This is a genomic window from Candidatus Eisenbacteria bacterium (assembly GCA_030017955.1).
Lineage (GTDB): Bacteria > Eisenbacteria > RBG-16-71-46 > JASEGR01 > JASEGR01 > JASEGR01.
In genome coordinates this window covers 19,721-28,899 of the sequence record JASEGR010000038.1, presented here as the reverse complement: position 1 = coordinate 28,899, position 9,179 = coordinate 19,721, and the positions used below count along the sequence as shown (strand labels likewise).

6 protein-coding genes are annotated in these 9,179 nt (G+C 52.9%); all 6 read right to left on the bottom strand.

From position 1 onward, the window contains the following. Positions 1–622: 622 nt before the first annotated feature. Entirely contained in the window at positions 623–1,975 is a 1,353-nt protein-coding gene (locus QME66_07815) for a sigma-54 dependent transcriptional regulator (GenBank protein MDI6808870.1), read from the bottom strand. A gap of 100 nt (positions 1,976–2,075) precedes the next feature. Then, the gene (locus QME66_07810) at positions 2,076–3,764 is read right to left on the bottom strand and encodes an ATP-binding protein (protein ID MDI6808869.1); all 1,689 of its coding nucleotides are present in this window, start codon (positions 3,762–3,764) and stop codon (positions 2,076–2,078) included. 56 nt (positions 3,765–3,820) lie between these two features. Further along, on the bottom strand, positions 3,821–4,948 hold the full coding sequence (locus tag QME66_07805) for a hypothetical protein (protein MDI6808868.1): 1,128 nt from the start codon (positions 4,946–4,948) through the stop codon (positions 3,821–3,823). Positions 4,949–4,957: 9 nt separating this feature from the next. Then, entirely contained in the window at positions 4,958–6,769 is a 1,812-nt protein-coding gene (locus QME66_07800; protein MDI6808867.1) for a glutamate mutase L, read from the bottom strand. Next, positions 6,766–7,632: a hypothetical protein gene (locus QME66_07795; GenBank protein ID MDI6808866.1), complete on the bottom strand. Its 867-nt coding sequence runs from the start codon at positions 7,630–7,632 to the stop codon at positions 6,766–6,768. The genes QME66_07800 and QME66_07795 overlap by 4 nt, the downstream gene beginning before the upstream one ends. Then, a complete protein-coding gene (gene gcvPB, locus QME66_07790; GenBank protein ID MDI6808865.1) occupies positions 7,611–9,074 on the bottom strand; it encodes an aminomethyl-transferring glycine dehydrogenase subunit GcvPB in 1,464 nt (487 codons plus the stop codon). Before gcvPB ends, QME66_07795 begins: the two co-directional genes overlap by 22 nt. Between the last annotated feature and the right edge of the window lie 105 nt (positions 9,075–9,179).

Below are 9,179 nucleotides of genomic sequence, written 5' to 3'. Positions count from 1 at the left end.
GTGCACCGTTCTGGGGCAATGTCAATGTCAACCTATTTATGTTACGGTGCACTAGATGTACACCAACGTCAAGCGGCACAAATAGAATTGGGTGCTGGGTAAACCCAACACCCAATCAGCCGCTATCCAGGTGCGCGTTCCCGGATAGGCAGCATTCCACACACTCACCGGCAGTCTCAGCCGGAAACTACGTCTCCGGCCCGCCGCGAAAACACCCCACCTACCTACAATGACAAAAACCAACCAACGCTCGGGAGGCAAGAATCAACTCCACAGTGTCCCTCCCTCCCAGCCACCGTAGTGCTCTTACCTCCCACAGAGATGTTGTTAATCAACTTCAGACTGTCAGTTAGCGCAAAATGTATGCCAGAAAGAGCTAGTTCGCGCTTGTTGTTGTAACAGGCTTTTGTTCAAGCAGTTACGCATGTTCTTTTGCATTCCGGATAGCACAAGCAATCTCCATGCACGGCCGAACCTGACAAATTGTCAGGCTTTCATGCGACATGGATCGGAAAAGTGGACAAAATGTCAGGCAAAGAGAGAGCAACGGGTTGGCGTCTTACTGAAGGTGGGTGGCGGGAGACACGGAGCGGCATCGACGGCGGCGTTCGCAATCAGCCGATCACGATTCCTGGCTTTCCTGAATCTTCCTGGAGATTGTTCTGGGATTTATTCCAAGGATTCTGGCCGCTTTTGTCTTGTCGCCTTCTGAATACCTTAGAGTTTCTTCAATGACTCTTCTTTCGATCTCCTCCATCGTTGCCCCGAGAGGGAGAACGATCTCTGTCTCCTTGCTTCTGCTCCCCTCAATCTCGACCGGCAGATCGGAAGCAAGGATCGTCGATTTTCTTGCCAGGACAACCGCTCTCTCAATCGCGTTCTCCAGCTCCCTCACGTTCCCGGGCCAATGGTATGATTTCAAGGCATGTTCGGCCTCTCTGGAGAAACCGCTTAACTCTTTCCTGTTCTTTTCTCTGTAGATCTTGAGAAAGTGATTGGCCAGAACGGGCAAGTCTTCTTTCCTCTCTCTGAGAGGAGGCATATCTATCGTTATGACATTCAGTCTGTAGTATAGGTCCTGCCGGAATTCCGCATTTTTAACCGCTCCAAGCAAATCCCTGTTGCTCGCCGAGATTATTCTTACATCAACTCTTGTTGTCTTCGTGCTGCCGAGCCGCTCAAACTCCCCGTCTTGAAGGACTCTCAGCAGCTTCAGCTGAGTGGCTTTTGAGGTTTCTCCTATCTCATCGAGGAAAAGCGTCCCTTCATCCGCGACCTCAAACCTACCTGCCTTTCTGGCAGATGCACCCGTGAAGGCGCCCTTTTCGTACCCGAAAAGCTCTGCCTCAAGAAGTGTCTCGGGAAGGGCAGCGCAGCTCACCGGGACGAACGGACCGTCTTTTCTAATACTTCGTCTGTGGATTGCCCGTGCGGCAACCTCCTTTCCGGTTCCGCTTTCGCCCTGTATCAGCACGGTTGCAGAGCTCGCTGCCACAAGTTCCACCATCTCCTTTACCTTCCGTATCGCAGTGCTCGTTCCAATAATCTTCTGCTCATATCTATCAGCAAGCTCTTCTTCAAGAGATTTCACTCTGCTTTCAAGCCGCTGCCTTTCGAGCGCATTTCTTACGGCTGTTGTCATGACCACTCTCTCGAACGGCTTCTGAATGAAGGCGTACGCTCCGGCAGCCCCGGATTCGAAGGCGATATCTGTGGAGCCGTAAGCAGTCATGATAATGGCTTCAATAGAGGGCCTGATCTTCTTAGCTTCTCTGAGAAGACTCAGACCATCCATTCCCTCCATCTTGACATCTGCAACCAGGACATTCACAAGCCGTTCTGCAAGGAGTTCAAGGGCCTTGCGGGCGTTCTCGGCGAGGAATACCTTGTATCCTTCTTTCGAAAAAATCCGCGAAAGTGATTCTCTTACTTCGCGCTCATCATCTACCACAAGAATAGAATCCAGTAGAGTCACCCCCCAAAGGAAAGGTCGGGGTTCCAGCCTGGGTCAACTTCAACGGGTAACCCAAAACCGATTTGTTGACTCGATCGCCGGCCCCTGACTTGATTCAATCTCACGCAATCTCTCCAGTCGGAATGGTAAAAAGGACGGCCGTACCCTTGCCGGGAACACTCTTCAGAGTGATCTCGCCGCCGTGTTCCCTGGCTACTTCGCGTGTGACCGGAAGCCCAAGCCCCGTTCCATGCTCTTTTGTGCTGAAGAACGGAACAAAAACGTTTTCTATATCTGCTTCGTGAATCCCAACGCCGGTGTCAGAAATCTCTACCTCGACCCGCCCCTCGCTCTTTCTCGTAAGAATCTTTATTTCGCCGCCTTTCGGCATCGCCTCCATGGCATTCTTAACCACATTGATAAATGCCTGTCTCAGCTGGTTCGCATCACCGGGGACACGCGGGAGAGAACCATCGAGGTTTGTGGTAAGCTTGACTCTGTGAGATTCCAGCTCGCCTCTGAGGAAACCGATAAGTTGCAAAAGAACGGCATTGATATTCACCTGCTCGGTTCTGAGTTTCTGGAGCCGCGCAAACTGAAGGTACTCGTCCGACACTCTCTTGAGTCTTTCAACTTCATTTCCAATAGACGACAGAAGAATTCTTGCCTCAGCCGAGTCTGGTCCTTTGCACTTCTCTATCTCGTCTTTGAGGAGGTCTGTGTTCAGGGCAATGGAGGTAAGCGGGTTCCTTACCTCGTGTGCAAACTTTGCCGAGAGCATGTTCCTGGCTGTGAGCCGTTCTGACCGGGCCGCGTACTCAGTCCACCTCATCCTCTCCTCAGCCCTGACGTTTTCAGAGACAACTCTCGAAACAATGAGAGCAGCGCCGACCAGCGCTGCCACAATTAGAATCCGAAGGCCGGTGAAATACCAAATGCTTCTATGGATAAGCCTGGCTGCTTCGGAATATGGAACTGCGACCGCGACCGTCCAAACCTTCTGCCCGACTCTTGCAGGATGGAAGGCAACGAACTCCTTCACAGCCGATTTCACAGAGAGCTCCCCGATTCCCGGAAGACCTTCTGTCATTCTTCTTTCCAACTTCATGTCTTTGTGACACTTGCCGCATCCCTTTTGCGAAACCGAAACATTTGCAAACATCATCTCAGGATGCTTTGGACTTGCTATGACATTGCTTTTGTCGTCGATGATCCATGCGTCGCTATCCTTGGCGGAGCCGGCCTCAACGAATTCCGGTGTGCTTAGTTTGGCAAGAGGGATTATGGCGACAATGCTTCCATCGAGGACGCCGCCGTGCTTCATGGGCATAGCAAGAGCAATCTCTCCTCCGCGCCCTGCCTTATCGTAGATGTCGCTGATTGCAACGGGTTGGTTGTCTGCCAGAGCAAGCAGGAGGGGTTTGAGTTCTTTTCTTAACCCTTCAGAGATGGGGCCGCCGCGAGCAGAGACAATGACCGTGCCAGCCGTATCGACCAGGCAGAGGTCATCTATCATGCTCGAAAGTCGCGCCAGACTTCGCTGAAGCTCGTGTTTCGCGCCGGGAGAGCCCGGACTTCCGATCTCATCCTCGGAACACATAAACTCAAGCGTCATTTCGAGGTCTTCGAAGTGACGGCTTACGCTTCTTGCGGTCACTCTGGCGAGAGTCAGCCGCCTATGATTGAGCTCTACGGTAAGCTTGGCTTCGTTCGCCTTCGACTGCCTGTGGACGATGAAGAAAACTGCGAGGATTACGAGGCCGGCGACAACCCAGGTCAGCAGAACCCAGTTAAACTGTTTTCGCTCCATGGGGCCTCTTTGCTCGAATTCTCTGGAGAGCGTGAAGGGAAGAGAGCAGGCCGGGCCTATTCACCCCCTATGATTTCAACATTTGCCCTGGGCAAAATGACCTTTTCGCCGCTGGCGAACTCAAGTTCCAGCACCCTAACCTTTGATTCAGTCTCAAGGGTCCTGAGCTCCGGGGGAAGTGACGTAACCTTTCCGATCTTTCCGAAATCGGGCTGCCTTATCACTCTCACAACACTTCCAAGAGAGAGTCCCTGAGAAGAAGGAAGTGAGGCAATATCCTTCTCTCCGGCTCCATCAAATGGCACGACTATCTCGGGCCTCAACACGCCCGCGCGTATCTGAGTAGCTCCGGTGGCAGAGGCTTTCTTGCCGCTGAGTTCCTTGAGGAGTCCAAACGTTCTCTCGGCCATCGGCATTCTTCCAAATCCTTCTGTGATTATGATCGTAATTCCTTTCTCTTCCGAGCCGGTAATCGCAACACCGAGGTCGTACCCAAGGAATGTCCTCAGGTCCTTGTCGTCGAGACCGCCGACAATGATAGCCTTTGCACCACGCTCTCGTGCCCGCTCAATTGCCGAATAGGTCACGATCGAGCCGCCTACCACAATCTTCCTGTCAACATCGTTTCCGATTTCACTGTCGGTAAGCGCGTCATCCGGAGCCTGAGCTGCAAAGTGAATTTGGCCGGCAGTTTCGCCGCCTACTCCAAAGATGCCCTGAATGAAGCTTCCGAAGGCCTCCACCGTCACGCCTTCTTCGGCTTTGACGGCGCACACCTTGCCGTCAATGTAGGCCGTTACCTTGACCGGGATGGGCGGCTGCCTCAGGATTGCCTGACCTGTTATGTCGGAAACGGCTTCAAGTGTGCATTCGCAGGTCGCCTTGGCTTCTGACTTGAACAGCCCGAAGAAACTCTTGCTCCTCGCAATGACCTGACCATTCTTAAGATGGTCTCCCATCTTGACCAAAAGACAGCCGCCGACATCAGCAGGCGGAAGTCCGAGTATGTTCGAGAGGTTGACAGTCTCGACCTGGCCCGGGAGCTCGGTCGATGCGACATCAGTCTCGGCAGTTACCTTGTCTCCCAGCTTGACAAGCACCTTGCCTTTCAGAGGGAGCTTTCTTTCTCTCCTCAGCAGGACACTCCTGGTGACTGTAAGGCCCGGCGTGTATGCGTGTGCCAAAGGTCTCTCCTACTCCGGGTAAGCAGAGATAGCTCTGCTCCATTCCCGGAGTTTTGAAATGAGTTTTTCCCTGCTCTCAGGAAGAAGAAAAGGTCTCCTTCCTCTGCAGTCAATGATTATGCCCACGACTCCGCCTCTCACCTTGATCTCCCCGCTCCTCGGAAGTCCCTGCCCCAGCTCAAAGCCCCTCTCCAATTCGTATTTCAACTTGGCGTCTGCGCCCAGCCCGAGAGGAACGAGAGCCATCTCTCCGAACTTTATCTTTCTCTCCTCTGTTTCTCCGGTTGGAGAAGAGAGCTTCACTGAAAGACACTCGCTCCTCTCCTTCCCTTGCCCGATTGGAGCAATGCATGTTCCGAGCTCAATAAGGCAATCATTCTTGAAGACCTGGCTTGCCGCCCTTCTGTGAACCGTTGAAAGGACCCCGAGCTGAGGCATCATGAATATGCTGTCGACAGCAAGGGATGTCACCCCTTCCGGCAGGAACGAATCCACTAGAAGAAGCGCGGCCTGCGCTCTCCTCGGAGCATGGGACAAGATTCCGCCGCTTCCGACAAGCAGATTCAGCGTTTCAAGGTTCACCAGCGTCTCGCCCGAAGTCTCCTGCTCGAAGGTGTCGGATATTGTCCTCTGCTGCTGGACTCCTTTAAGCCCGACCGCAAGGAGCTTATGCTGCACAAATGCCAGCCTCAGTGCCTCTCTTGCGATGGCATGCTCCACCAGGAGCTCCTCGAGAGTCTGAGGTATCGTCGTGGGTCTTATCATCTTGTTCTTGATCCTGTTGCGCAGATCTGTTTCATCCATCTCAAAAGGAACCCATCTCACAATGTTCTCAATCCCTGCCTCTGCAAGGACATTCGAGATTGAATAGCTCATTCCGAGATTTGCGCTCACAGTCCTGTTGAAAACGCCTTGAAAAACGGAGAAGACATCGGTCGTAGCACCGCCTATGTCCACTCCGACCACTTCGATCTTCTCCTCCTTCGCTATCCCCTCGACGATTGCGCCGACGGCACCGGGAGTAGGCATGATTGGGACATTGGTCCAGGACATGAGTTTCTTATACCCCGGGGCGTGCGCCATCACGTGCTCAAGGAAAAGATCGTGGATCTTCGTTCTCGCCGGACGGAGGTTCTCTACCTCAAGGACAGGCCTGATGTTGTCTGTGATGACAAGAGCAGTTTTATCTCCGAGTCTGTCCTCAACAATCTTTCTTGCATCGATATTTCCTGCGTAGATTACCGGAAGATCAAATCCTGCCCCCAACCTTGCCTTCGGGTCAGCGGCGCTGATAAGCTCAGCCAATTCGGCAACGTGAGCAGTCGTTCCACCGTCAATTCCGCCGGAGAGCAGAATCATATCGGGTCTCAAGTGCCTTATTCTGGCTATCTTCTCATGGGGGCGTCTTCCGTCGTTCGACGCGATAACGTCCATCACGATTGCGCCTGCTCCCAGAGCTGCCCTCTGAGCGGATTCCGCGGTCATGCTCTTCACCACGCCGGCAACCATCATCTGAAGTCCGCCGCCCGCGCTGGAAGTTGACAGGTAGAGGTCAACACCTTCGCCGCCATTCCTGGGAGTGACTATTGTCTCACCATCAAGAATCTTTCTCCCCGCGATCTCTTCAACTTCTCTAACAGCATTGAGAACTCCCCTGGTAACATCTTCGAATGGAGCCTCGACAGTAGTCGGCGCCTCGCCTCTTGCGATCAGCCTGTAGTCTTCTCCGGTCCTCTCAACAAGAATCGCCTTGGTCGTCGTGCTTCCGCAATCAGTTGCTAGAATGGCGTCTATGTTTTCCCGGTCCACGGAAGTCATCATTTCCCTCTCGTCCTGAGCTTCTCTCCGACCTTCTTGCTTACCCGCGACACGAGTCCTGGGTGCGCAGCCCTGAAACGTTTCTCCTCTGCCTGCTTCTCCTTGTCAAAAGCCTCGATCTTGTCCATCAGAAGGTCAACATTCTTTCTGTCTTCCATCAGTCTGACAAATCTACCATAATTGGGGACACTGAAGAAAGTTCTTACGAATGGCTCGAAAAAGACGACTACCTGGCTTCCAAGGAACGTGAGCGGCTTGCTACTTTCGAGAAACACTATAGCAGGTACTCCCATCCTTAAGTCAACGATTCTCCTCGCAAGACTGTCAACAATGGCCATGTCCTGTTCTGAAAGCGCATTCATCCCGTCTCCGGCGGCAACGGTCGGAGATCCGGCCTGCGACAAGACGCTGGATTTGTCTTTTGCTCTCTTCGTCCGCTCTGCCTCGGAACCCAGTCTCTCTCTCACGAATCCGAGGACTTCCTCCCTGTTTTCCCGAAACCTTACCCTTGTAACCCTGTACGGTTCAAGCCAGGAGGACTTGAGAAACGGACTGAGTGTGATTCCATGCCTGTCATGAGAAAAGGACTGAAAACTGGACCAGGGTTTCTTGCTTTTCGAGAAGCGCGTCCCGACCAGGATGCCGTCCTTGTCAAGCACATACGATGTCGGAAAGAAAAATGAGCCAAGAGCAAAAAACAGAATCACGAAAGACATGACCCCGAACAAATAGTCTTTCGTGGAGACATATACTCCGAACGCGACCGCAACAAAAAGCACAATAATAGACACCGCCAGGAACTTGCTCTGGGAAACCGGATTGATGTTCCAGGCAAGAGTGCGATCTACCCTCTGTGGCTCTTCCATTTCAAAACCAGCTCCCTTGCCGCCCGCGCCTCGTCCAGTCTTCTCACGGGTGTCGTGACTGGCGCAGTCTTCAGGATGTCGGGCGACCTCTCTGCCTCTCCCACAATTTGCTTCAAAGCATCTATGAAAGCGTCGAGCGATGCCCGATCCTCGGTCTCAGTGGGCTCAATCATAAGAGCTTCCTCCACTATGAGAGGAAAATAGATGGTGGGCGCGTGCATTCCAAAGTCCAGGAGCCGCTTGGCAACATCCAGGGTCCGCACTCCGTTTGCCTTGAGTCTCCTCCCGGAAAGCACGAACTCATGCATGCACGGGCCGGGATATGGAACGTCAAACAGCTTCTCGAGCGACTTGAGCAGGTAGTTTGCATTCACGAGCGCAGCTTCGCTCACTTCTTTCAACCCTTCATTTCCGAGCATCAGAATATATGTGAAGGCCTTCACAAGGACACCGAAATTCCCGTAGAAGCTGTGAACCGGCCCGATCGAGTCTCTCTTCTTCCAGTCAAGTTTGAAAGTCCCTTCTTTCGATACAACTCTGGGAACAGGCAAAAACTGTTCAAGCTTTTCGTTGACCATGACAGGTCCTGAACCAGGACCACCGCCGCCGTGAGGAGTTGAGAACGTCTTGTGCAGGTTAATGTGGACCGCATCAAACCCCATGTCTCCTGGCTTCACGATGCCGACAAGCGCATTGAGGTTTGCTCCGTCGAGATACATTATGCCGTCAACGGAATGGATCAGCTCGGAGATCGGAAGGATACTCTTTTCAAAAAGTCCAAGCGTATTCGGATTCGTGAGCATGAGTGCTGCCACATCATCATCAACGAGCTTCTTCAGCTCTTCGAGGTCAACTCTTCCATCCGGCGATGATTTCACCTGGACGACCTGAAACCCTGAGAGAGCCACGCTTGCAGGGTTTGTTCCATGCGCCGAATCAGGAACAATCACTTTCTTCCTGCTTCGCTTCTTCTTTCTGTGATACGCGGCAACCATGAGCATTGCCGTGAGCTCACCGTGAGCACCGGCCGCAGGCTGAAGAGTCCCCGCATCCATCCCGACAATCTCTTTCAAGAGCTCGCACAATTCATACATCAGTCTGAGTGCACCCTGGGAGCCGCTCGCCGGCGTAAGGGGATGAAGTCCTTGAAACCCGGGAAGTGATGAGGTTTCCTCGTTCACCTTGGGGTTATACTTCATCGTGCATGAGCCAAGAGGATAGAATCCTTTGTCAACATGATGATTCAATGCCGAGAGTCTCGTGAAGTGCCTGACGGCCGCCGCCTCAGAAACTTGCGGAAGTTCCGCCTCTTCCTCCCTCAGAAGATTTGACGGGATGATTTGAGACGCATCTACTTCCGGAACGTCCAGCTCGGGCAACGTGTAACCCTTCTTCCCCTCGCTGCTCAGTTCGATTATCAACTTTTCCTCGACGCTGTTCACTTCATTCTCCACCTTCCCCTTACCAACCTCTCCCCAACGGGGAGAGGAACAAGGTGAGGGGGTTGCACTTCTACCAGAATCGACGCCACTCCCGTCTTTTCTTGC

Excerpts from the sequence above, each read along its gene's own strand:
- QME66_07810 (MDI6808869.1), bottom strand. The coding sequence starts at position 3,764 with ATGGAGCGAAAACAGTTTAACTGGGTTCTGCTGACCTGGGTTGTCGCC.
- QME66_07800 (MDI6808867.1), bottom strand. The coding sequence starts at position 6,769 with ATGATGACTTCCGTGGACCGGGAAAACATAGACGCCATTCTAGCAACT.
- QME66_07795 (MDI6808866.1), bottom strand. The coding sequence starts at position 7,632 with ATGGAAGAGCCACAGAGGGTAGATCGCACTCTTGCCTGGAACATCAAT.